Here is a 23,462-nt window from a genome sequence, read left to right as displayed (position 1 = left end):
ACCAGATGACCGGGCAAGGATCGACGCGAACCGTCAGGCCGAAGCGACAGCGCAGGACCGGAGCGACCGCGCTGTTTTGCCGCGCGAGGAATGGCCGTCAGGCCAGGGGAAAACAGTGCGGGCGCGATGGCTTCGCGGGGGCCGCACGGTCATAGGTCATGGCGGATCGAGACCGCGATGGTCCAGGTCGGCAGCGCCGGAATAAACGCTGGCTGCCGCGCGGGGGATGCAGGTCGGCGATCAGTCGGGGGACAGACGCCGCTCGCACACCGCCCGGACCAATGTCTCGAGCGCCGCGACATGCGCGGCGATCCGGCCGATCTCGTCGTCGGTCAGGCGGTATTCGGGCGAGTAGCGGGCGTTGACATAAGCGAGCCGGAGCAGCTCGAAACAGCGCCGCGAGAATTTGTCCTCGCGCGGCCAAGCCGCGATCAGATCGGGCGCGATCTCCTCGCAATGCGAGCGCAGGAAGTTGAGCCGGTGCGACTTCGGGCTGTACAACGTCAGGGCCAGCAGGACGCAGTGGTAGAAGCGCTCGGTCGCCTGATGAACGTTGAACGCCGCCAACTTCACGCTGCCTTGCGAGCGGTGAAATTCGGCGCCGGCGGCGAACTCACACGCGGTCGGAAACCACTCGCCGAAATAGCGCTGGGCCTCCGCTTGCGCCTCGGCGGGCGGCAGGTTGCGCGGCTGCGCGAACGCATGCCCCTCGGCTTCGTACCACGCGATCCCCTGCCGCACGATGTCGCCGAAGAAGGGACGGCCATGCTCGAGCTGCTGGTTCACGTCCTTGAGCGTGTGGACGATGAAATTGACCGGCGCCGAGAGCGCGTTCGTGATCGTCACGTCGCGCATCAGCCGGTCTTCGGCGCCGTTCCAATAGTCGACGACATCGGTCAGCTTCTCGTCGCGCGACCTTGCCGAACCCGTTCGACTTGTTCGTCCCGGTCTCGAACTCCTCGAACAATACGTGCACGACATGCGCCAGCTCGCGCTGCTTGGATGCCGGAAGATGGTCGAGATCGGTTCTCACCATGCCAGAATCGCTGCAAACCGCCCTAATGCCAAGCGCATAATCGTCCTGCCTTCGCGCGCCCGCGCCCGGCGCCCTCAGTCGCCGGGCGCGGGCGCGCGCCGATTTTTGCAGGTATCGGCGCGCGCGGCTCCCCGCGCGCCGGGCTGGTCAGGCGGCGCGCCGTTCGGTGTCAGCGACCTCGCTATCACCCAACATCTGCCTCGCCGGGATCGGGTGGCGCGCTCGCCCGATCGCCATCGATCGGGGCCGGGTCGGCGGCACCTGCACCGTCCAGATCGGCCCGCGCCGCCACGACCCTTGCATAGGCACGGACGGTGCCGACGCCGCAACGCAAGGTGTACGCACCCGGCGGGAACGCCATCCAACGCGGGACCCAGTGCTCGACCTTCACCCTGCCGCCCGCGCCCGCCAGATGGTCGGCGATGATGCGCTTGAGCGTCTTGCCCGTTTCCCCGGCATTGGCGTTGGCGATCACCTTGCCCGCGACGTTGGCGACCATGACGCCGAACACCTCCTTGTCGCGGACGAGGTCGAGGAACGCGGCATCCACCGCCCACCACCGCGCCATGTCGACGCCAAGCGTCAGCCCGACCGCCTCGACCGCAGCGCTGCCCGCCTGCAACGTCTCGCCCATGACGATGGCGATGACGTCGAGCAACGCCGCGTCGGGCAGGTCGAGCAGGCGCAGGAACAACGCCACCAATGCGGTGTCGTTGCCATTGCCGCCGGTGACGGTGGCACGCTCGGGGTCCATGTCGAGCAGCCCAAGGACCGCACGGCGACGCTCGTCGAACATCGTCTCGCCAAGCGAGGTCTCGACGCTCTCGCGGGTGGCGTCGTCGCGCGCCGCCTGCGGTTCGCACCGCACCGTCCAGAGCGGCGAACCGATGATCGCGTGCGCGACCATGAGCCGCAAGGCGACGGGCGCGTGCCCGGTCAGCGCGGCCCGGACGGCGGCATGGCGATGCAGATCGACATAGGTCTGGCATGCCGAGGTAATCTCGGCGCGCACCGCTTTAGCGTCTGGCCCGGTTCGGGCTCGGGCGGCACGCTCGGCCTCGCGGCGAGCGATATAACCCTCGTGGACGATCACCTCGCCGCTGTGGCGGACATCGATATAGACTCGCCCGCCCTTGCGCTTGGCGGTCTTCTCATATTCCCAGGACTCGAAGGGCTCGGCGAGCGGAACGATGGCAACGCTTGCCCAGCCCTCGGCGAGATGGGCCTCGCGCCGCGCCGTGATCGCGGCATCCTGCGCCGCCCAGAACGCCTTCGCATCGGCAAAATAGCGATCCTCGCCGAACAGGTCGGTGACGGTCGCAAGCCCGCTCGCCGCCACATCGAACAGCGCATGCGCGACCGGGATCGGTTGGCCGCCGAACAGCCATGCCTTGAGGGCGTGACCGGTCGGCGCACGCCGGTCGGGGTCGTCGACGCGTGCCAGCCAGTCCTGCTGCTGGCGCTTGCTGGCAAGCGTCAGGTGGCGGATCGTGGCGCGGTCGATCTCTTCGCGGCCATACATCGCACGGATACGCGGCAGCAGATTGCCGAGCGCCAGCACGCGGCGCACCGTCGCTTCGGGAAGGCCGAAGGTCGCGCCGATGTCGTCCACCGACCGTCGCTCCTTCACCAGCCGGGTGAACGCCGCCCATTGCGTCACCTCGTCGGCATCGCGCCGCGCGACATTCTCGATCAGTGCGCCCGCGCGTCGTCCACGCGCGTCAGGCGCGGGGAAGCTCGGGGGCGTCGGGAATGCCCGAAGCACTGGGGATGTCGGCGGCGTGGTACCGCGCCAGCAGCCAGTCGGCGGCCTTGCTGGCGGCGCTGGCCGCGCGAAAGATCGCACGACCGTCGTCGCGCAGGACGTCCAGCCACGACGCCAGATAGTCGGCGTGGCGAACGGTCGGCACGATGCCGAGCGACACGCACAGGAAGGCCGATCCCATCTCGGCGACCAGCTCCTCGCGTGCGGCAGGCAGGTCGTCGCACTGAGCGACGTTGAACACCGTGAAGCGCTTGGGGAAGAGCACCGCCTTTGCATCGCCACCGGCTTGCGCGGCGCGCGCCTTCTCGTCCCCGGGCACGAAGCGATCGGCATAGACGACCGTCGTGCCGCGCTCGCCCTTGCGGACGCTGCCGCCCGCCGACAGCGCCTGCTTGAAGGTCAGCCAGCCCTGCGACGGGTAGCCATGCTCGATCACCGCGCCCCACAGGATCAGGACGTTGATCCCCGAATAGGAGCGCGCGCTGAGCGCATTGCGCGGCAAGCCCGGCGCGGCACCCCCTGCCCGGCCCCATGGCTGGACCCAGGGCACCCGCCCCAGGATCAGCGCGATGCAGCCCAGACGCGAATCCTATCCAGACGTCTCCAGTGCCCACAGCACCCCGGTATGGACCTGCGCTAAGCGCGGAGGCCGATTAACCCATTGTTATCCGTTCGGGATTTAACCTCGGCGCAGGAGAAGGAAACTGCGTCTCGGTCGGACATTGTTAGCGTATACCCGGCAAACCGAGCTGATGCTGGCGGCGATCGCCGCGGTGTTGCTGACGGTGCTTTGCGTTTTTGCCGACGCCTTCGCGCGGGTCGTGGCTTTCGGCGCTGCCCATGAAACATGGCAGATCGACGAGGCGATTGTGCTTTTGCTGTTCTCGGGGATGGCGGCTGGGGCCCTGTTGCTCCGGCGCTCGCAGGCGCGTTGCCGCGAAATGGCGGCTTGCATCGTTGCCGGACAGGCGAGCGCGGCGCTGGCGCACGACGCCGCGACCGAAGGGCTGGCCGAACGCGAGCGGCTCGCACAGGCGGTTCACGCCAACGAGCAGCGGCTGGCGAGCATCCTGGCGACCGCGCATCAATCGATCGTCACGATCGACCGGCATGGCATCGTCACCGAATGGAACCGGCACGCCGAACTGACCTTCGGATGGTCGGCGCAGGAAGTGATCGGGCGGGTGCTGTCCGAGGTCATCGTGCCGCACGACGCGCGCGCCGCGCACGATGCAGGGCTCGCTCGCTTCATGGCCAGCAAGGCGGCGCGGATGATCGGCCGTCAAGTCGAAGTGCAGGCGCTTCGCCGCAACGGCACGCTTTTCCCGATCGAGATCGCGCTCAGCGCGACCAATGTCGGCGAGAACTGGCAGTTCACCGCGCTGATTCAGGACATATCCGAGCGGCGTGCGCAGACCGCGTTGTTCGAAAATGCTTTCGATCACGCGCCGATCGGCATGGCGCTGGTCGGGCTCGACGGGCGCTTCCTGAAGCTGAACACCGCCTTTTGCGATTTGATCGGCTATGCGCCCGCCGAAGCCGAGCAGCTCGATTTCCAGGCGATCACCCATCCCGATGATCGCGCGCGCGGCGCCGAGGCGATGGCCGCCTTGCTCGCCGGCGAGATCACCCGCTTCCAGATGGAGAAGCGCTACGTCCGCAAGAGCGGGCGTATCGTCTGGGTGCGGCTGTCGGTGTCGGCGGTGCTGGGCGAAGACGGCGCCCCCAGGCATTTCATCTCGCAGTGCCAGGATCTGTCGGGCGAACGCGAGTCCGAGGACCGGTATCGGCTGCTCGCCGACAGCGCCAACGACATGGTCGGGCTGTATTCGATCGCCGGGCACTGCATCTATATGTCGCCGTCGAGCCAGCGGATATTGGGCTATCAGCCGCACGAGCTGGTGGGGCAGCATGTGCTCGCCTTCGTGCCGCCCGAGGAGCGTTTCGCGCTGCTCGAAGCGGTCGAGCGGCTGAAGGGCGCGCCCGACGACACCAGCGTCACGCATCTCACCCAGTTGCGGCACAGCGACGGCCATCTGGTGCATATCGAATTCGTCGGTCGTCTGGTGGCGAGCGACGACGACGAGTGGCGTATCGTCGCCGCGTGCCGCGACGTCACGACGCGGATCGAGGCGCAGAACGCGCTCGAGGAACGCTCGCACGAGCTCGTTCGCGCCAACGAAGCCGCCGAGCGCCTCGCTGCGATCGCGCGGCAGGCGCAGGCGCTGTTCGAGGGAATCTTCGACAATGCGTCGGATCTGAATTTCGTCCACGACGTCGTCGACGGCGCGTTTCCCGTCAATTTCATGAACGCCGCCGCCGAAGCTGCGGTCGCGACCTCGGTTGCCGATGCCCGGGGCAAGGACCTGGGCGAACTATTTCCCCAGGCACTGGCAGCCGCCACGCGGCTGGAAATGGAGGCAGTGGTCGCCACCGGCCAGGTTCGCCACATGATCGAGCAGGATCGAAGCACCGGGGACGACACGACGTTCGATGTCCGACTGGTGCCGCTGCGCGACGATGCCGGGCGCGTGGTGCGCATCTTCGTCAGCAAGCGCGACATCAGCGAACTCAAGCGCGCCGAGGAGGCCGCGGTGCAGGCCAATGACCTGATGCGCTCGGCCGAGAAGATCGCGCATATGGGTTATGTCGTGACCGACTTCGTGGCGCAGACCATGTCCTGGTCGGCCGAGGTATGGGCGATCCTCGACATCGATCCCGCCGGCACCGCCGCGTCGATCGATATGTTGATGGCGCGCTGCCACCCCGACGATCGCGCACGCGTCATGGCGACGTTGGAGGCTGCAGTCACCGGCGAGCTCGAAGAATATGACAATGACTATCGCCTGCTGCTGCCGAGCGGCGAAATCCGCTATGTGATGACCCGCGGCACGATCCGCCGCGAGGGCGGCGTGCCGGTGAGCGTGTTCAGCGTGCTGGTGGATATCTCCGAACTCAAGCGCGCCGAGGAAAAGGCGCGCGAGAGCGATCAGCGCTATCGCCTGATGGCCGAGAACGCGACCGACGTGATCGTCACCAGCGATCTGGAGGGGCGGACCACCTTCGTTTCGCCCGCGTCGGCGCTGGTGACCGGGCATGTAAGCGAGGACCGGATTGGTTGCCGCGCCGACGATATCGTCCATCCCGACGATATCGACGATCTGCGCGCGACCTTCCATGCGCTGAAGGACGGTGCGGTCGGTAAGCATGTGCGCTGGCGGGCATGGCACAAGACCGGGCATCGCTGGGTCTGGCTCGAATCGAGTCCTGCGCTGATGCGCGATCCGGCGACGCAGGCGGTGACCGGCTATCTCGACGTGATACGCGATGTCACCGCGCAGAAGGCGCAGGAGGACGCGCTGGCGGCGGCGCAGCTCGAAGCCGAATATGCGATGCATTCGAAGGAGCGGTTCCTGGCGAACATGAGCCACGAGCTCCGCACGCCGCTCAACAGTATCATCGGCTTTTCGCGCCTGTTGAACGAGCGAAACCGGCTCGACCCCGAAGACCAGCGCCGGGTCAGGCTGGTCCACAATGCCGGCCTCGCGCTTCACGCGGTGGTCGACAATGTGCTCGATTTCTCCAAGCTGCAGGCCGACAAGCTGGCGCTGCATTGCGGCCCGTTCGACGTGCGGGGTTTCTTCACCAGCACCGTCGCCTTGCTCGAGCCGCAAGCCGCCACACGCGACGTCCGGCTGCTGGTCGATATCGCCCCCGATGTGCCCAAGCGGCTGGTGGGCGATGTCGGGCGGCTGCGCCAGGTCATGCTGAACCTGCTCTCCAACGCGGTGAAGTTCACGCAGGAAGGTTCGGTCGAAACGAAGGTCGTGCTGATCTGCGAGGAGAATTGCGAAGCGCGGCTGCGGATCGAAGTCGTCGATACCGGCGGCGGCATTCCCGCCGATCGCATCTCCACGCTCTTCAACCGCTTTGCCCAGGCGAGCGCTTCGACCGCGGTGCAATATGGCGGAACCGGGCTGGGCCTTGCGATCTCGCGGCAATTACTGACGCTGATGGGGGGCGAGATCGGCGTGGTCAGCGAGCTGGGGGCCGGATCGACCTTCTGGGTCGAACTCGCGCTGCCGGTCACCAACGATATCGAATGCGCCGAATATGAAACGCTGACCCCCGGCGTCCTGTCGCTTCCGGGCAAGCGCATCCTGGTGGTCGACGACGTCGACCTCAACCGCGAGCTGATGCTGGCGATGCTGTCGAAATATGGCTGTGCGGTGGAATTGGCCGAGGACGGTGCGCAGGCGCTCGCCGCGCTCGATCGGACCCCCTTCGACCTCATCCTGATGGACTGCCAGATGCCGGTGATGGACGGGTTTGCCGCCACCCGCGCGATCCGCGCGCGCAGCGGATCGGCGGCGACGATGCCGATCGTGGCGCTGACCGCCAGCGCGCAGCCCGAACATCGCGCGCGCTGCCGCGAGGCGGGGATGGACGAGCATCTGACCAAGCCGCTCGATCCCGGCGCGCTCGAATCGGTGCTCAGCCGCTATCTGATCGGCGCCGACATCCCGACCATCTCGGTCGCACTGCCGCTGCCCGCGGCGGGCTTGCCCGAACCCGGATGCGAGCCGCCGATTGCGGTGATCGTCCGCCCGGTCGACCCCACCGAGCCGGAAAAACCACCGCACAAATCGGCGCCGCCGCCCAAGCTTCAGGAACGCTACGCCGCGCGCAAGGTCCAGACGCTGGCCGCGCTTGACGCGATGATCCGCGCGGGGCGCTTTACCGATCAGGAGATCGGCGAGGTTGCCGCAATGGCGCACAACTTGGCGGGGACCGCGGGGATGTTCGGCGAGGCCGATTTGGGCGATGCGGCCGCCGCGCTCGACGCCGGGCTCGAGCAATGGCGCCCCGACGAGCGGATCGCGCAGATCCGCGAATCGGCGGCGACGATACGACGGATAGCGCTTCGTCATGCGTAGCGCGCTGCCGTGGTTGCGGGTCGCAGGGGTGGCCGTGCTGTTTCTGGCGCTTGCGCTGGCGGGGGTCGCACTGACGCGCGGGACCGGCCCGGTCGCTGCGCTGTGGTTGCCCAACGCCTTTTTGGTCGTCGCCTTGTTCAGCACCGACCTGCGCCGCGGCGCGACGCTGGCCGCCTGCTTCGTCGCCAGCCTGGCTGCCAATCTGCTGTCGGGCTATGCCTGGCCGCTGGCGACCGCGCTGGCGGGATGCAACATCGTCGAGGTCGTGGCGATCGTCTGGGGTATGCGGCGCCTGGCGCCGGGCGCCGATCTCACCGAGCTCAAACCCCTGCTCATCTTCACCGTCCTGGCGGGGGCGGTCGTCCCCGCCGGGGTCGCATCGCTGGCGTCGGCGGCGTTCCAGTTCGGCGGTGAAGCGGCAGGCGGCGCGGTTTGGCTGACATACGCCAAGGCGCACGCGCTGGGGCAGATGGTGATCGTGCCGATCCTGTTGATTTTGACACGGGCGCGGATCGCGCCGGTGCGCCGGACGCCCCGGAGCGTCGGTGAGGCACTTGCCATCCTGGGGGCGGTGATCCTGGTATGCTTTGGCGTGTTCACCCAGGACCAGCTCCCGTTGCTGTTCCTGGTGACCCCGTTCGTGTTGTTGGCAACCTTCCGGCTTGGCGCCAAGGGCGCGGCCGGTGCGGTGATTGTCGTCGCGATCGCCAGCGGGCTCGCGACGTTTCTCGACACCGGACCGATCGCGCTGGTCGACGGGGTGGGCGCGAGGCTTACGGTCCTTCAGCTGTTTGTCGCCGCGAGTTTCATGTCGGCGTTGCCGGTGGCGGCGGCTTTGGGCGAGCGCGAGAGGCTGGCCGCGGCGCTGGGGGATAGCGAGGCGCAGCTGGCGTCGATCACCGACAATATGCGCGAAGTGGTGTTCCGCGCCGATCGTCAGGGCCGCTGGTCGTTCCTGAATCCCGCCTGGGAGGAGCTCACCGGCTACACTGTCGCCGAAAGCATCGGCCGCCCGGTGATCGAGCTGGTGCCCGAACCCGACGCGCAGAAGATCCGCGAACGCTGGATCGACCTGCTCAGCGGGGTGCGGAGCGAACTCGAGATCCGGACCCAGTTGCGGCGCGCCAATGGCGAGCTGCGCTGGGTCGAGGCGACGATCCGCCGCCAGGGCGATCAAAAGGATGGCCGCCGCGACAGCATCGGCAGCATTCGCGACATCACCGACCGGCACGAGCAGGCGATGGCGCTGGCGGCGCGTGAACGCGAGCTGCGGCTGGTGACCACCCATTCGGCCGACATGATCGTGCGCACCGGCGTCGACCGCGTTCGCCGCTATGTTTCGCCGCGCAGCCTGTCGTTGCTGGGATATCATCCCGAAGAGATCACCAACCAGGCGCCGTTCCATGGCATTCACCCCGACGACGTCGCCGATGTCGAGGCGCGCTGCCTGGAAGCGATCGAAGCGAGCGGCCCGGCGCATTCGGTCTATCGCCAGCGCCACCGCGACGGCCATTATGTGTGGGTCGAGGCGAATTACAGCGTCGTGCGCGACGAGGCGACCGGCGAGGCGCTTGAGTTCATCGCCAGCGTCCGCGATTTCGGCGCGCGCGCGCAGCTCGAAGAAGAACTGCACGGCGCGCGCATTCGCGCCGAGGATGCCGCGCGGCTGAAGGCAGCGTTCCTGGCGAATATGAGCCATGAGATCCGCACGCCGATGAACGGGGTGATCGGCTTCACCGAATTGCTGCTCGCCAGCGATCTCGATGCCGAACAGCGGCGCTATGCCAGCCTGATCCGCGATTCGGGCCGCACGATGATGGCGCTGCTCAACGACATCCTCGACCTGTCCAAGATCGATGCCGACCAGATCGAGATCGCCGACGAGCCGTTCGATCTGCTGCATACCATCAGCAGCAGCGTGCGCATGCTCACCACCGATGCCGAGGCGAAGCACCTGTCGATCGAGCTGGCGCTCGATGGCGATCTGCCCAAATATGTGATGGGCGACAGCCACCGCATCCGCCAGATCCTGCTGAACCTGCTGTCCAACGCGATCAAGTTCACCGATTCCGGCCTTATCCGCGTCGGCGGCGGCCGCGACGGAGACATGCTCGAGATACTGGTCGACGATAGCGGCAGCGGCATTCCGATCGATCGCCAGGCGTTGATCTTCGATCAGTTCGTCCAGGGCGATGCGTCGATCGCGCGGCGCTATGGCGGCACCGGGCTCGGCCTGGCGATCAGCCAGCGGCTGGCGCGATTAATGGGTGGCGATCTTTGCCTCGTGCGATCCGATGCCGCGGGAACCCGGATGCAGCTGAGCCTGCCGATGCGCATTGCCGATCCGGCCGCGGTGCCGCCGCCCAAGATATCGATGATGCGACCCGCCAAGCCGAGTTCGGGCGCGCGGATATTGGTGGCCGAGGATGCCGAGATCAACCAGTTGCTGATCGAGGCGTTGCTGACGCGCCATGGCCATGCGGTTCGCATCGTCGCCGATGGCGCGCAGGCGATCGCGGCCTTCGGGACCGACCCCCAGGCCTACGACCTGATCCTGATGGACATGCAGATGCCCGTGGTCGACGGGGTCGAGGCGACGCGGCGCATCCGCGCGATGGGCGATACGGGCGCGACGGTGCCGATCGTCGCGTTCACCGCCAACGCCTTTGCCTCGGATGCCGAGCTGTGCCGGGCGGCGGGCATGAACGCGCATCTGTCCAAGCCGATCGACGTCGATGCGGTCATCGCGACGATCGCGCGGCTGCTCGGCGATCGCGCCCCCGCAGCTGCCCCGCCGCCGCCATCGCCCATGGTCGAGGACCCCGCGGTGACCGCGCTGCGTGGGCGCTACGAAGCCGCCAAGCGCGGCTATTCGGCCGAATTGCTGACTCTCGAGGGCACGCTGCGCAGCGCTGATGACCACCACCAGCGCGAAGCGCGCGCCACTATCGCCGGCATCTGTCACAAGCTGTCGGGATCGGCGGGGATGTTCGGCGAAGCCGATCTGGGCGCGGTCGCGCGAACGCTCGAGGAAGCGGCAATGGCCGACGGCGACGCTGCCCCGCTTGCCGATCATACCCGCCGCCTGGCCGAGGCGCTGGTCCATGCCGCGTGACATCGGCGCATTCACCCAGCCGCCGCCACGCGCGGTATCTAATTCGGCCCCAAATATGAGCGATTCCCCATGTCCTTAATCCTGATTGCCGATGACGACGAACTTCTGGCCGCGCTGGTGCAATACAAGCTGGAAGCCGCAGGCCACCGCGTCATTGTCGCCGAAAACGGCGCGGTCGCGCTCACCGCGGTCGAGCAGGATCGGCCCGACCTGGTGGTGCTCGATGCGATGATGCCGGTGTTGACCGGTTTCGAGGTGCTTGCCCGGCTCAAGGGCGATCCCACCACCACCGCCTTGCCCGTCATCATGCTCACCGCGCGGCGAAGCCAGGACGATGTCGTTGCCGCGCTCCGCGGCGGCGCGGCCGATTATCTCACCAAGCCGTTCATTCCCGAAGAGCTGCTCGTGCGGGTTGAAACCGCGCTCGCGCAATCGCGCATGGGCAATTTGTCCAGCAAGCGCGGCTGATGCTGGTCGCACTCGCGCTGGCATTGGGATCGGCCGCGCCGCAAGCGACCGTCCAGCTGGGCAGCGCAGGCCAGGCAGGCCGAATCGATTGTTCGGTCGATCGCTATGGCTGCGCGTCGATCGCCTATCGGGCCGGCGACCTGGAGGCTGCGAAGGCTGCGATCGACGCGCTGCTGGTCGATCGCCCCGACGATGCCGACGCGCTGCTGTTGTCGGGTAGCATCGCGCTTCGCCAGGATGATCTGGTCCGCGCCCGGGTGGCGCTCGATCGCGCGGCTAGCGTCGCCCCCGATTATGCCGATGTCTTCGCCGCGCGGGCGCGGCTGGCGCTGCGCGAAGGGAAGCTCGATGCGGCACGGCAGGAGATCGCGCGGCTGCGCGCGTTGGCGCCCGATCATCCCGACGCGGCAGCGCTGACGGGCGGTCTCGCAGGTGCGAGCGCCGAGCAGGACGTGGGCAGTTCGGCGATCTGGACCGCCGCGCTCGATCATTCGATCAGCCGGCTTTCGCCGCGCGCCGCCGATAGCTGGTCGGCGACACAAGGCACGCTCGTGCGCCGCAAGGGCCCGGCAAGCGTCGCCCTCGAGGTCGAGCATGCTCGCCGGTTCGGCACCAGCGATCTGCGCTTTCAGCTGCGCAGCGATCATCGGGTTGGTCGTGGATCGGTCTATGGCGCGGTGGTCGCGACCGCCAAGCCCGATTTTCGCGAGACCTGGGGGCTGCGCGCGGGTGGGTTCTACCCCGTTTCGGCGCGCATCGACGTCTATGTCGACGGGCGGTTCTCGAACTATGGCCGGGTGAACAGCGGATCGGTGACGATGGCGGTTCGGGGCTGGAGCGCCAGGCGCGACACCGCGCTGCGGCTGGGGCTGATCAACTTCGTCGATGAAGCCGGCACCTATCGCGCGGGATGGGCGGCGGACCTTTCGCACCTCGTTTCGTCGCGGATCAGCGTGCAAACGGGCTATGCGCGATATCCCGAGACCGAAGCCGGCGTGACGCGGCGGATCGATTCGGCGTTTGCCGGGGGTACGTACCGCGTCAGCGACACGCTGAGCTTGCGTGTCGGGATCGACCGCGAGACCCGGCAACGCTCGTTCCGCCGCGATAGCGCGACGATCGGTTTGTCGGTCGGGTTTTAGCCGCTTCATGTCGCTTGCCTTCATTCTCTCCGGGATCGCGGCGGCAGGATCGCTGTTGCTGCTCGCGGCGCTGATCGGCGTGGTCATCCGCCGTACCGCGCAGGAAAAGCGCGCGCGGCTCGACGCGGTGCGCGGGAGCGCGTTTCGCAAGGCGGTACTGCCGCTGCTGCACCGCGTCGACGATGGGGCTGTCGCGTCGCTGGAAGCATGGCGCGGCGACCCTGTCGCGCTCGAGGTGGCGGGGCATCTATTGCAGATCCTGCGCGGCGCCGAGCGCGAACGATTGCTCGACCTGGTTGATGCGCTCGATCTGCTGCAGCTCGACCGCCAGCTGCGGCGGCTCAAATCATCGGGGCCCGCGCGCCGGATCGCGATCGTCCGCATGCTCGGCAGCTTCCCGGTGCCGCGCGTCGAACAGGCGCTGGCGGCTTGCCTCCACGCCGACCCCGCGCCGCCGGTCCGGCTCGAAGCCGGGCTCGCGCTGGTCAGGCTCGGCACCCTGCGTTCGGTGGACGACGCGATCGTCGCGCTCGATGACGGTGCCTATCGTGCGCCGGCCCACCGGATCATCTTTCGCGCGCTGGCAGCGCAGCATCCGGGCGAGATGATCGCCGCGTGGGGCAAACATGGCAGCGGCCCGGCGCGCTTCGCGATTGCCGATGCGTTGGGGGAGGTGTTCGAGCCCGATGGCTTTGCCGCGCTGCGATCGGCGATCCAGGATGCCGATCCGCAGATGCGGTGCGAGGGGCTGCGTTCGGCACGCAGGCTCGGCCACCCCTCGATGGCGCCCGAGGTTCTGGCGGCGCTGGGCGATCCCGAATGGATCGTCCGAGTGCAGGCGGCGTCGACCGCGGGAACAATGCGACTGGAACAAGCGCGGCCGCTGCTCGAGGCGCTGCTGACCGACGAGCAATGGTGGGTGCGGTATCGCGCGAGCCAGGCACTCACCGCGCTGGGCGGCACGCGCGCGGCAGCGACGGCTGCGGCATGAACGCCGCGACGATCGACTGGATCGAGCGGGCCGGCGGGCTGGGAGTCGGCGCGCTATTGCTGCTGACCGTCGTCATTACCGTCGTTGTGGGCTTGCAGAACGCGATCTATCTGCTCCAGCTGGCAACCAGTTCGTTCAGCTTGTGGCGCAAACCCGCGCCGACGCGGACGACGCTCGACCTGTGGACGCGGCAGGTCGATTATTCCTATCCGGTCACGATCCTGGCACCCGCCTATAATGAAGAGCTGACGATTGCCGACAGCGTGCGCTCGCTGCTCGCGCTCAACTATCCTGATTTCCGCCTGTTCGTGGTCAATGACGGCTCGAAGGACGCCACGATGGCAGTGCTCCACCGCGAGTTCGCGCTCGAGCCGACGACGATCGACACCGATGTCGTGCTGCACATGACCCGGACGATCGCGATGTTCCAGTCGCGCTCGAACCCGCGGCTTTTCGTGATCGACAAGGAGAATGGCCGCAAGGCAGACGCGATCAATTGCGGGCTGAGCTATGCGCAGACGCCGCTGGTGTGCGTGATCGACGCCGATTCGATGATCGAACCCGATGGCCTGCTGCGCGCGGCCGAGCCCTTCATGACCGACGACGGCGCGCTGATCGCGGTCGGGGGTGCGATCCGCATCGCCAATGGGTGCCAGGTCGAGAGCGGGCAGGTGCTGACCGTCGGGGTGCCGCGCCGATGGATTCCCCGCTTCCAGACGATCGAATATCTTCGCGCCTTTCTGATCTCGCGCATCGCGGCGTCGAACTGGGCGACGCTGACGCTGATTTCGGGGGCGTTCGGGGTGTTCCGTCGCTCGACCCTGGTCGAGATCGGCGGCTATCGCCATGACACGGTCGGCGAGGATCTGGAGGTCATTACCCGCCTGCACCGCCACTGCCGCGAGCAGAAGCGGCGCTATCGCATCACCTTCGTGCCCGAGATCGTGTGCTGGACCGAGGCGCCGGCGACGATCGCGGGGCTGCGCAATCAGCGTGCGCGCTGGCAACAGGGCGCGCTTGAGACGATTACCCGGCACCGCCACATGATCGGGCGGCCAAGCTATGGCCGGATCGGCATGGTCGCGCTGCCGATGATGATCCTGGAGGACGTCATCTGCCCGCCGCTCGAAGTGCTAGGATATGTGCTGATCCCTACGTTGTTCGCGCTCGGCTTGCTCGCGCCCGAAGTCGCGCTCAGTTTCCTGGCGCTCAGCGTGTTGTTCGGTATTATTCTCAGCCTGGGCGCGCTGATCCATGAGGAATTGCAGGTGCGGCGGACCCCGAGCGCCAAGGGGCTGGCGATATTGGCGCTGACAGCGATCGTCGAGAATCTGGGCTATCGCCAGATGAACAGCGCCTTCCGGCTGGTCGGCATGTGGCGCCATCTGCGCCGTCGCACCGGCTGGGCCGCGGTGCCGCGTGCCGGCTTCCAGGGAAGGTGATCGGTTGTTGAAGCTTGGTTGGGCGGCTCTGGCCCGCGACCCAGTCTACCCGGGGCGGCGATGAAGAAGATAGGGGCGCTGTTGCTCCTCGCCGCGCTTGGCGTCGGCGCCTGGCTGTGGTCGCTGGAGCCCTGGCCGACCGACAGCTACCGGTTCGATGGCGTCGAAGGGCCCGATCGCCCCTCCGTGGTTGCGCCCCCGGTTCCGCTTCGGCTCGACGCGGTGGGTGGCGGTACCAACCGTCTGGCGGTGTTGGTCACCGATCCCGACGCCGACTGGATGGGGTTGGTGCGCGGGTTCAAGGCGCATGGCGTGCCCGCGATCTTCACCGCCAGCCCCAGCAAGGCGCTACGCCACCAGGTCGTGATCGCCTATCCCAGTATCTCGGGCAAGGTCTTACCCAAGGCGGCGATCCAGGCGCTCGCGCAGCATATCCGCGGCGGCGGGACGTTATTGACCACCGATCTTGCTGGCGGTGGGTTAGAGGAGTTGTTCGGTATCGAAGGCCAGACCCCAGGCAGGCAGCACAGTCTGATCCGCTGGGCCGGGTCGGCTGCCGGCGAGGACGCGATCACCCGGTTCAGCAGCGACCGTGCCGAGGTTCGCATCGGTAGCCTGACGATCGCGCCGACGACCGCCGAGGTGGTCGGCCGGTTCGAAGACGGCGCGCCGGCCGCGGTCTGCCGGCGGGTGGGTGGACGCGCGTGCATCCTGGGGGTCGATCCCGGGTCGATCGCGCAGCGCGCGATGAACGGCCGCGCCGAGCTGTTCTCGCCCGGCTTCGTCAACACCTATCAGCCGAGCATGGACGTGCTGTTTCGCTGGCTGCGCGACCTGTATGTCGCCGGGGAGGACGACCCCTATCTGATCGGCACCGCGCCCGCCGGCTATGAGGGCAGCCTGATCCTGACGCATGACGTCGATTCGGCGCGGTCGGTCGCGAACGCGGCGGTCTATGCCGAGGCTATCCGGCGCGCAGGCGCATCGGCGACCTTCTTCATCCAGACCAAATATGTGCGCGACTGGAACGACGAAATCTTCTTCGACGACGCCAATCTGCCGGCGCTGAAGCGCGTCGCGCAGGGGATGGAAATCGGCAGCCACAGCGTATCGCATGCGCGTGCGTTCAAGGCATTCCCGCTCGGTTCGGGCGACGAGCGCTACCCGCGCTACCAGCCGTTCGTGCAAAGCCGTAACACGGTGCGCGGCGGCAGCGTCTTTGGCGAATTGCGCGTGTCGAAATTTCTGCTCGATCGGCTGCTGGGTGGCGAGGTGCGTTCGTTCCGGCCGGGATATCTCGCCTATCCCGAGACGCTGCCCGAAGCATTGGCGGCAACGGGCTATCGCTATTCATCGACGCTTACCGCGAACAATGCCCAGACCCACCTGCCCTTCCAGCTGAGCCTGGGCCGATCGGGCCGCGGGTTGCTGCCGGTATGGGAGTTTCCGGTCACGATCGAGGACGAAAAGCAGCCGCGGCTGGGCGATCGGCTCGAGGCGGCGGTATCGGTGATCGATCGGATCGCGCGCCATGGCGGGGTCGCGGTGGTGCTGATCCACCCCGACATCACCGGGCACAAGCTGGCGTTCGAACGGCAGCTGATCGCGCGGATGCGCAGGCGGCTATGGATCGTCCCGATGGGGACCTTCGGCGATTGGTGGCGTGCGCGCGACCTCGCTGAAATAGACTATGACGGGCAGTCGCTCCAGGTGGCCGCTCCCGCGACGCTGAACGGCCTGCAGATTCTCTTCCCCAAGCGCTCGCCGGCGAGCGTGACGCTCGATCAGATCAAGGGGCGGCAGACGGTGCCGCTGGCGCTCGCGACCAGTCGAGCCCGTGCAGCGCAAAGCCGCTAAAGGCGGGCCACGCCGAGAAGGTCGGCGCGGTCGCCGTTGCCATCGCCAGCATCGGCGCTTCGCTACCAAGAAAGCTCTGCGCACTGCCGCGGATCGTCGTTCGCTGGTGGAACCGGTACATCCGCGCGCCGGGAACGACCCCCGCGCTCGCCAATTGCAGCACGCGCGGCGTCGGGCCGGGCATCACCGCAAGCGTCCCGGCGGCGGCGGGAATGAAGACTTCCTCGACCTCGTCGGGCAGCGGACCCGCCTCCAGCGACAGCCTGATCGACTTGCCGTGCCGCGACCCCCAGGCAAGCAACGGTTCGGCGATCTGCGACAGCACCGCCGCGTCGGTCCGGTAGGACATGACGGTCATCACGCGCACGGCAGGGGCGACGCGGTTCAGGAACGCCGCGCCATCGGCCGAGCCCGCGACCCAGAACGGCAGTACCAGGTCGACCGGCTCGCCCGCGGCGGCGGCGAGCTGCACGATGGCGCTCGCCCATCCGTCATAGCTTTCCTGCCCCTTGCCCCAGCCGGGGAGGATATAGGGTTCGACGTCATATTGGATCCCGGCCAGTCGTTCGGCCGGGCGCGCGCGGCGTTGATAGGCCGCGAAGGCTTCGGCGCGCGCGCGAGCCTGCTGCAGCCCTTCGGGCTGGACCATGCGTGGATCCCCCTCGACCGCTTCGACCTCGACCCCCGCGGCACGCGCGAGGGTGACAAAGCGGCCAAGCGCCCGAGCGTCGCGAACCACGCCCCTTGCGATATCGAGACTGACGAACAGCCGCCCGATTCCGCGCGATCGCGCCGCGGCAACCAATGCCGCCGGGTCGTTGCGCCAGAGATCGGCCTCCCACGCCCAAGCCGACAGGGCGTTTCGCACAGCGGGGGTGGCGCTCGGCACGATCTCGAGCCTGTTCAGTTCAAGCGTGCCGCCCTCCGTCGGTCCGAACACCGCCAGCTGTATCGGTTGGTCGGCCACGGGTTGGGGCAGGCGTAGCCGGTCGTTGCCGGTCGCAAGGAGCGCCGGGGAGGTCGCATCGGCCCCGCGCGCAGTAATCTCGGCGCGAAAGCGGCGATCACCGCTGGTCGAGAATTGCGCGCCGATCGCGCCGCCGACCGGCACCCGCCCCCCCAGCATCCAGGTCGCCCCGCTAATCGAGGTGCCCGGCCGACAGTCGAGACGATGATTGCCCTTAGCGGTGGCGCCAACCTCGCACCGTCCATCGCTGCCGAAGCTGACCGGCTGCGCGGTAGCTAACAGGTCGGAAAAGAGCGGTAGTGGTCCCCAGGAAACCGGACCTTCCTTGTGCGGTCGGCGCAACGCGACCGAAGGCGGCCCCCCAGCCGGCTGCAAGAGGACAAGCATCTCGTCCTCGCCCGGCCGCCGGGGCAGCGTGCCGGTCCAAACGACAGGGGCCGGATCGGCGGGAGTGGTTTGCTCTGCCGGCGATGTGGCTGCCTGCGAAAAGGCGGCGGCGAGCATCATGGGCAGAAGCTGCGACATACTGCACGCTATTGCACATCGCGTACGCTGCGCAACCGCGATGCACGTCGGTGCTTCCGCTCCGCAGGGCGGGACATCGCTTGCCATATCGGCTTGCGCAGCATCCAGCGCGCCGGGAAATCCTCGCCGACCACGCGATGATCCCTCAGCAAAACTTTGCGCTGACGGTGGGCAAGAATGGGTCTGACATCGCTCTGGTTATCGACGCGGTGGACCTGCTGCACAGCGGACGTTTCGCTGGCTGCCGCCTCGTGTCGTCGGACAGCGACTTTACCCGCCTCGCGGCGCGCGTTCGTGAGCAGGGTTTCGACGTGTTTGTCTTCGGTGCGGCTAAGACCCCCAAGAGCTTCCGAAAGGCCTGCAAGCGCTTCGTCTTGACTGGGAACCTGCTTCCCCAGCCTCAGTCACCAGCGATAAGGCGGCAGGCGGCTCCGCTGCGACGCCTACTCCTGCACCACGGAAGCCTATGCAAGCGACGGCTATGGTCCGACGCGCGATCGCGCAACTGGAGGAGGACGAAGGCTGGGTCACCTCGGACGGCTAGGCGGCGTGGACAAATTTGAGCCAGTATCTGGCGGCGGCGATGTGGACCATGCTGAGGAAGCTTTCGGCGAGTTGGTCATATCGGGTTGCGATGGCGCGGTTGGTTTTCAGGCGACCGAAGAAGCGCTCGATGTGGTTTCGCTCCCTGTAGAGCCCCCGATCAAGTTCGATCTTGATACGGCGGTTCGAACGGCCCGGGATGACCGCCTGGATGTTGCGGCCTGCAAGGTCAGCGCGGATGGCGTCGGCGTCATACCCTTTGTCGGCTAGCAGCGCCTTGGGCACCTGCTCGGGCAGGGCGGTCAGCGTATCATAGGCCTTGCAGTCGGCCGCTTCGCCAACCGTCAGGTGGAAGGCGAGCGGTCGCCCTCGGGCATCTGCCAGACAGTGAAGCTTACTGGTAAACCCGCCCCGCGAGCGGCCAAGAGCGCGTCGATGAGCCCCCCTTTTCCGCCCGCTGCCGAGACGTGAGCGCGAACAGTGGTGCTGTCGATGCTATAGTGGCCGCTGTCGGCCATCATCTCCGCCAGCGTGACCGATACGGCCTCCCACACCCCGGCCTCGCTCCAGCGCCGAAACCGCCGGTAAATCGTGTTCCAGTTGCCATATTTGGGCGGCACATCGCGCCAAGGCGTGCCGCACCGTAGCCGCCAGAGGATGCCGTTAATGATCGAACGGTTCTCTTCGGGCGGCCGCCCAGGCCCCCGGTTTGCCGCATCGATCGGCAGCAAACCCTTCAAAACACGCCACTCAGCTTCGCTCAGATCACCCCGGCTCAACCCCGCCTCCAAAAGGAAGCCTTGAATCAACCACCAAGACTCGCGTCGAACAATTTGTCCACGCCGCCTAGACGCGGAGCTTCGCCGGCTTAGGTTCGATAAAGCCGATAGCCGGTGGGTAGGGCCGATAGCGGCTTTAATGGGCGTTCTTGCGCTCTCTTTGGTGATCATTGGCTATTGCCGTCCCACGGCCTTGAGCTGCCAAGGTTTTCACTCGATCTTCTTTCGCGCTACCGCAAACAGGAAGCGAGCGCGTGACTGGAATACCAGACCGCATCTTGCGACTTCCCAAGGTGCTGACCCGTACACGGCTCAGCCGTTCCACGCTCTATCGCAAGCTCGACAACGGCACCTTTCCGAAGCGTGTACACATCTCAATGCGCTGCATCGGCTGGCACGACTCGACGATCGTAACCTGGCTGCGGAACCGGGCGATCTATCATGTCGACGATCAACGGTGACAAGGCATCGATCGCCCGCTGACAAGAAGCAACAAATTGGGACCCCTCCCCCGTCATCCGATGTACCTATAGCCCGCGTCGCTCGATTACTCGGTCGACAAATCGGGCTTGATCTTCACCAGGCCTCTAGAGACAATCAAAAGGAAGGGTAAACAGACTGCCGCGTCGTCGAATGCAGCAACCGTGTTTGGAGACGAGCCATGACCCGAGCTGCGCTATACGCCCGCTATTCCTCCGATCTGCAGAGCGCGTCGTCGATCGACGACCAATTCAGGATTTGCGGCGAACAGGCAGCGCGCGAAGGCTGAACGCCGCGATCTAGGGCGCGAGCATCACGCTGCGCCCAGGCATCCAACAGCTGATCCAGGACGCGCAGGCTGGCCGTTTCACCATCATCCTTGCTGAAGCGCTAGACCGGGTCAGCCGCGACCAGGCCGACGTCGCCACGCTCTACAAGCGCCTTCAGTTCGCCGGCGTCACACTGGTGACGCTTGCAGAAGGCGAAATCAGCGAACTCCATGTCGGCCTGAAGGGGACGATGAACGCGCTGTTTCTAAAGGATCTCGCGAAGAAGACGCATCGTGGCATGCGCGGCCGGGTCGAAAAGGGCAAAGCCGGCGGCGGTCTCTGCTACGGATATGACGTCGTGAAGCGGTTCGACAGCGACGGCGAGCCTATTCGCGGCGAGCGGAGTATCAACCTGGTGCAAGCCGAAATCATCCGCCGGGTCTTCCGCGAATTCGCAAACGGCGTGAGCCCCCAAACCATCGCCCGACGCCTCAACGCCGAAGGCATTCTGGATCATCACCGCAGTTCCCGAGCTGCGCATTGTCGATGACGCTCTCTGGGAAGCAGCAAAGGCCAGACAGGCGCGCCTGTCTATCGAGTACGCCGGTCCCATCGAAGCAACGCGAAAAGCGATAGGACTACGTGGCACGGTACGACCTGAATCGCTACTGTCCGGCCTTGTTCATTGCGGCACCTGTGGCGGCCCTTACTCGCTGCGTGGCCAAGGGCGTTTCGCCTGCTCGACGCACAATGACACAGGAGCCCGCGACAACAGCCGCACGATCACCCGCATCAGCCTCGAGCAGCGCGTTCTTGCGGGGCTACAGGACCGCTTGATGGCTCCCGACATGGTCACCGAAGCGATCCGCGGCTTCGTCGAGGAGACGAACCGCCTCAACCATACGCAGCGCGCAACCCGGTCAGCAGCCAATGCCAAGCTAACCAGGATTAAAAAGGGCAAGAGCGACATCGTCGATGCGATCGAGAACGGGCGATACAGTGAAACGCTGATGGACCGCCTGCTCGGTCTCGAGGCCGAGGAGAAGATTCTGAAAGCAGCTATGCAGCTGTTCCCGGCCGACACCCCTGACATTCACCCGAATATTGCCGGCATCTACGCAAAGAAGGTTGAGCGGTTGGCCGAAGCGCTCAACCGTCCGGCAGATCGCGACGAGGCCGCTGATGCTATCCGAGGTCTCTTCGATCGCGTGACGCTGACGCCCGGCTCCAAACGTGGCGAAGTCGAGGTCGCATTGCGCGGCGAGTTCGCGCCATCCTGGAGTGGCTAGGCGTTCGGGACAAGACGGAGCCCCACAAACGACGACAGCCCCGGAGCTTGCGCTACGGGGCTGGGAGTGTCGTCGACGTTGGTTGCGGGGACAGGATTTGAACCTGTGACCTTCAGGTTATGAGCCTGACGAGCTACCGGGCTGCTCCACCCCGCGCCAAAGACGTTTAGCCGCCCGGCGGCCCTTTGCGGGGACCGGCGGGCGGCATGACATATGAATGGGTTTTTCTCAAAGACAACACCGGCTGCAATGCCTGGCGACGACCTACTCTTCCATCGCTTAGACGATAGTACCATCGGCGCAGTCTGGTTTCACGTTCGAGTTCGAGATGGGATCGAGTGGGTCACAGACGCTATAGCCACCAAGCAATGAAGCCGGTGTAGTCTTTGGGTTTTCAAATCAATGCCCGTGCAAGGTCTTAGATATCATCCACGATCCAAGACAGCAGCGCTGTCATTGATGGTGGGACTCTTCAAGCGCGAATAGGACAATTAGGACTGGTTAGCTCCATGGATTACTCCACTTCCACATCCAGCCTATCAAGGTCGTGGTCTTCGACCGTCCTGTGAAATCTTATCTCGAGGGAGGCTTCCCGCTTAGATGCTTTCAGCGGTTATCCCGTCCATACATAGCTACCCTGCTGCGCTCCTGGCGGAACGACAGGTACACCAGAGGTATGTTCAACCCGGTCCTCTCGTACTAGGGTCAACTCCTCTCAAATTTCGACGCCCACGGCAGATAGGGACCAAACTGTCTCGCGACGTTCTGAACCCAGCTCACGTACCACTTTAATTGGCGAACAGCCAAACCCTTGGGACCTGCTCCAGCCCCAGGATGTGATGAGCCGACATCGAGGTGCCAAACGATTCCGTCGATATGAGCTCTTGGGAATCATCAGCCTGTTATCCCCGGCGTACCTTTTATCCGTTGAGCGATGGCCCTTCCACGAGGGACCACCGGATCACTATGACCGACTTTCGTCTCTGCTCGACTTGTCAGTCTCGCAGTCAGGCTGGCTTATGCCATTGCACTCTAACAGACGGTTTCCAACCGTCTTGAGCCAACCTTCGCACGCCTCCGTTACTCTTTAGGAGGCGACCGCCCCAGTCAAACTACCCACCACAGAGGGTCCCTGAACCGGATAACGGTTCTAGGTTAGACATCAGAAAACAACAGGGTGGTATTTCACCTATGGCTCCACGTCAGCTGGCGCCGACGCTTCAAAGCCTCCCACCTATGCTACACAGTTCTTTCCTAATGCCACTCTGAAGTTGCAGTAAAGGTGCACGGGGTCTTTCCGTCTAACCGCGGGTACTCCGCATCTTCACGGAGAATTCAATTTCGCTGAGCATGTCCTGGAGACAGTGGGGAAGTCGTTACGCCATTCGTGCAGGTCGGAACTTACCCGACAAGGAATTTCGCTACCTTAGGACCGTTATAGTTACGGCCGCCGTTTACCTGGGCTTCATTTCAGAGCTTGCACTCCTCCACTTAACCTTCAGGCACCGGGCAGGCGTCAGGCCCTATACGTCGTCTTGAAGCCGACTTAGCAGAGCCCTGTGTTTTTGCTAAACAGTCGCTACCCCCTGGCCTGTGCCCCCCATAAGAGCTTGCGCTTATATAGGGCCTCCTTCTTCCGAAGGTACGGAGGCAATTTGCCGAGTTCCTTCAGGACACTTCTCTCAAGCGCCTTGGTATACTCTACCTGACCACCTGTGTCGGTTTCGGGTACGGTCTATACGGTGGGGCTATTTCCTGGGACCTCTTCGAAGCACGTCCAATCCAATAAGGACGTACAACACACGAGATCCGTCACACACCACCAGGTCACGGAATATTAACCGTGTTCCCATCGAC

At 65.8% G+C, this 23,462-nt stretch carries 14 protein-coding genes, 1 tRNA gene, 2 rRNA genes and 3 pseudogenes (1 of these 20 running past the window's edge); 12 read left to right on the top strand and 8 right to left on the bottom strand.

Going from position 1 to position 23,462, the window contains the following annotated elements; translation table 11 throughout:
• Positions 1-240: 240 nt before the first annotated feature.
• From OKW76_RS01540 to OKW76_RS01530, 3 genes and pseudogenes are all read right to left on the bottom strand, one after another.
• Positions 241-855: a HEPN domain-containing protein gene (locus OKW76_RS01540; protein WP_265550510.1), complete on the bottom strand. Its 615-nt coding sequence runs from the start codon at positions 853-855 to the stop codon at positions 241-243.
• A gap of 365 nt (positions 856-1,220) precedes the next feature.
• Positions 1,221-2,801, bottom strand: coding sequence for a ParB/RepB/Spo0J family partition protein (locus OKW76_RS01535; protein ID WP_265550509.1), 1,581 nt, complete (start codon positions 2,799-2,801; stop codon positions 1,221-1,223).
• Positions 2,758-3,357 (bottom strand): annotated as a pseudogene (locus OKW76_RS01530) (ArdC-like ssDNA-binding domain-containing protein); the annotation flags it as partial. The gene OKW76_RS01535 and the pseudogene OKW76_RS01530, both read right to left, overlap by 44 nt.
• 166 nt (positions 3,358-3,523) lie before the next feature.
• On the opposite strand from OKW76_RS01530, the gene OKW76_RS01525 reads away from it, so the two are divergent.
• From OKW76_RS01525 to OKW76_RS01495, 7 genes are all read left to right on the top strand, one after another.
• Positions 3,524-7,738: a PAS domain S-box protein gene (locus tag OKW76_RS01525; RefSeq protein WP_265550507.1), complete on the top strand. Its 4,215-nt coding sequence runs from the start codon at positions 3,524-3,526 to the stop codon at positions 7,736-7,738.
• Entirely contained in the window at positions 7,731-10,853 is a 3,123-nt protein-coding gene (locus tag OKW76_RS01520) for a PAS domain S-box protein (protein ID WP_265550505.1), read from the top strand. Before OKW76_RS01525 ends, OKW76_RS01520 begins: the two co-directional genes overlap by 8 nt.
• A 69-nt stretch (positions 10,854-10,922) precedes the next feature.
• Positions 10,923-11,321 carry a response regulator transcription factor gene (locus tag OKW76_RS01515; protein ID WP_265550503.1) on the top strand — a complete coding sequence of 133 codons (399 nt, stop codon included), beginning with the start codon at positions 10,923-10,925 and terminating at the stop codon, positions 11,319-11,321.
• Positions 11,321-12,463: a YaiO family outer membrane beta-barrel protein gene (locus OKW76_RS01510; protein ID WP_265550501.1), complete on the top strand. Its 1,143-nt coding sequence runs from the start codon at positions 11,321-11,323 to the stop codon at positions 12,461-12,463. The genes OKW76_RS01515 and OKW76_RS01510 overlap by 1 nt, the downstream gene beginning before the upstream one ends.
• A gap of 7 nt (positions 12,464-12,470) precedes the next feature.
• The gene (locus tag OKW76_RS01505; protein WP_265550499.1) at positions 12,471-13,454 is read left to right on the top strand and encodes a HEAT repeat domain-containing protein; all 984 of its coding nucleotides are present in this window, start codon (positions 12,471-12,473) and stop codon (positions 13,452-13,454) included.
• On the top strand, positions 13,451-14,896 hold the full coding sequence (locus OKW76_RS01500; protein WP_265550497.1) for a glycosyltransferase family 2 protein: 1,446 nt from the start codon (positions 13,451-13,453) through the stop codon (positions 14,894-14,896). The genes OKW76_RS01505 and OKW76_RS01500 overlap by 4 nt, the downstream gene beginning before the upstream one ends.
• Before the next feature lie 60 nt (positions 14,897-14,956).
• A complete protein-coding gene (locus OKW76_RS01495; RefSeq protein WP_265550496.1) occupies positions 14,957-16,753 on the top strand; it encodes a polysaccharide deacetylase family protein in 1,797 nt (598 codons plus the stop codon).
• Here the strand turns inward: OKW76_RS01495 and OKW76_RS01490 are convergent.
• Complete coding sequence (locus OKW76_RS01490) at positions 16,686-18,245, bottom strand: hypothetical protein (RefSeq protein WP_265553092.1); 1,560 nt, start codon at positions 18,243-18,245, stop codon at positions 16,686-16,688. The genes OKW76_RS01495 and OKW76_RS01490 overlap by 68 nt on opposite strands.
• Between OKW76_RS01490 and OKW76_RS01485 the strand changes: the two genes are divergently transcribed.
• Positions 18,191-18,808, top strand: a complete 618-nt coding sequence (locus tag OKW76_RS01485; RefSeq protein ID WP_265550494.1) for an NYN domain-containing protein — start codon at positions 18,191-18,193, stop codon at positions 18,806-18,808. The two genes, OKW76_RS01490 and OKW76_RS01485, sit on opposite strands and share 55 nt — an antisense overlap.
• On the opposite strand, the pseudogene OKW76_RS01480 reads toward OKW76_RS01485, so the two are convergent.
• A pseudogene (locus OKW76_RS01480) lies at positions 18,786-19,738 on the bottom strand (IS5 family transposase). The gene OKW76_RS01485 and the pseudogene OKW76_RS01480 sit on opposite strands and share 23 nt — an antisense overlap.
• Positions 19,739-19,821: 83 nt before the next feature.
• On the opposite strand from OKW76_RS01480, the gene OKW76_RS01475 reads away from it, so the two are divergent.
• From OKW76_RS01475 to OKW76_RS01460, 4 genes and pseudogenes are all read left to right on the top strand, one after another.
• Positions 19,822-20,028: a helix-turn-helix transcriptional regulator gene (locus tag OKW76_RS01475; RefSeq protein ID WP_265550492.1), complete on the top strand. Its 207-nt coding sequence runs from the start codon at positions 19,822-19,824 to the stop codon at positions 20,026-20,028.
• 331 nt (positions 20,029-20,359) lie between these two features.
• Entirely contained in the window at positions 20,360-20,866 is a 507-nt protein-coding gene (locus OKW76_RS01470; protein WP_322740120.1) for a recombinase family protein, read from the top strand.
• Positions 20,829-21,080: pseudogene (locus tag OKW76_RS16160) on the top strand (zinc ribbon domain-containing protein); the annotation flags it as partial. The gene OKW76_RS01470 and the pseudogene OKW76_RS16160, both read left to right, overlap by 38 nt.
• A 72-nt stretch (positions 21,081-21,152) precedes the next feature.
• Positions 21,153-21,605, top strand: a complete 453-nt coding sequence (locus OKW76_RS01460; RefSeq protein WP_265550490.1) for a hypothetical protein — start codon at positions 21,153-21,155, stop codon at positions 21,603-21,605.
• A gap of 79 nt (positions 21,606-21,684) precedes the next feature.
• Here the strand turns inward: OKW76_RS01460 and OKW76_RS01455 are convergent.
• The 3 genes from OKW76_RS01455 to OKW76_RS01445 all read right to left on the bottom strand — a co-directional run.
• Positions 21,685-21,761 (bottom strand) — tRNA-Met (locus OKW76_RS01455).
• Positions 21,762-21,856: 95 nt separating this feature from the next.
• Positions 21,857-21,971 (bottom strand): 5S ribosomal RNA (rrf, locus tag OKW76_RS01450).
• Positions 21,972-22,076: 105 nt separating this feature from the next.
• A 23S ribosomal RNA gene (locus OKW76_RS01445) occupies positions 22,077-23,462 on the bottom strand; it runs 1,409 nt beyond the window's last position.

The sequence above is a fragment of the Sphingomonas sp. S1-29 genome, from assembly GCF_026167545.1.
GTDB lineage: Bacteria > Pseudomonadota > Alphaproteobacteria > Sphingomonadales > Sphingomonadaceae > Sphingomonas.
Note: the sequence above shows the minus strand (reverse complement) of the source record. Positions and strands in the feature narration are given on the sequence as shown.

Bases quoted from the DNA above. Each gene is read 5' to 3' on its own strand.
- OKW76_RS01540 (WP_265550510.1), bottom strand. From the start codon at position 855: ATGCGCGACGTGACGATCACGAACGCGCTCTCGGCGCCGGTCAATTTC.
- OKW76_RS01520 (WP_265550505.1), top strand. From the start codon at position 7,731: ATGCGTAGCGCGCTGCCGTGGTTGCGGGTCGCAGGGGTGGCCGTGCTG.
- OKW76_RS01515 (WP_265550503.1), top strand. From the start codon at position 10,923: ATGTCCTTAATCCTGATTGCCGATGACGACGAACTTCTGGCCGCGCTG.
- OKW76_RS01510 (WP_265550501.1), top strand. From the start codon at position 11,321: ATGCTGGTCGCACTCGCGCTGGCATTGGGATCGGCCGCGCCGCAAGCG.
- OKW76_RS01505 (WP_265550499.1), top strand. From the start codon at position 12,471: ATGTCGCTTGCCTTCATTCTCTCCGGGATCGCGGCGGCAGGATCGCTG.
- OKW76_RS01500 (WP_265550497.1), top strand. From the start codon at position 13,451: ATGAACGCCGCGACGATCGACTGGATCGAGCGGGCCGGCGGGCTGGGA.
- OKW76_RS01495 (WP_265550496.1), top strand. From the start codon at position 14,957: ATGAAGAAGATAGGGGCGCTGTTGCTCCTCGCCGCGCTTGGCGTCGGC.
- OKW76_RS01485 (WP_265550494.1), top strand. From the start codon at position 18,191: ATGTGGCTGCCTGCGAAAAGGCGGCGGCGAGCATCATGGGCAGAAGCT.
- OKW76_RS01490 (WP_265553092.1), bottom strand. From the start codon at position 18,245: ATGTCGCAGCTTCTGCCCATGATGCTCGCCGCCGCCTTTTCGCAGGCA.
- OKW76_RS01460 (WP_265550490.1), top strand. From the start codon at position 21,153: ATGGCTCCCGACATGGTCACCGAAGCGATCCGCGGCTTCGTCGAGGAG.